Here is a 237-nt window from a genome sequence, read left to right on the forward strand (position 1 = left end):
TCAACGCCCGCCTGCTGCGCGCCAGCCTGCTCGAAGCCAGCGGCCAGCGGCATGTCACCTATGCCCGCGCCCGCGGCCTGCCCGAGCGTCAGGTCTGGCGCGACCATGTGCTGCGCAACGCCTGGCTGCCCTTCGTCACCGCCACCGGCATGCACGTCGGCGAGTTGATTGGGGGCGCGCTGGTGATCGAGACCATCTTCGCCTGGCCCGGCGTGGGCCGCTTCGCCGTCTCGGCGG

General features: G+C 72.6%; 1 protein-coding gene. It reads left to right on the forward strand.

The features are described 5' to 3' along the window. Nucleotides 1-237 (forward strand): ABC transporter permease subunit (locus G1E_RS29850; RefSeq protein WP_256220460.1); only part of this gene is annotated, 237 nt, incomplete at both ends.

The organism is Pseudomonas sp. TJI-51 (assembly GCF_000190455.2).
Classification (GTDB): Bacteria; Pseudomonadota; Gammaproteobacteria; order Pseudomonadales; family Pseudomonadaceae; genus Aquipseudomonas; species Aquipseudomonas juntendi.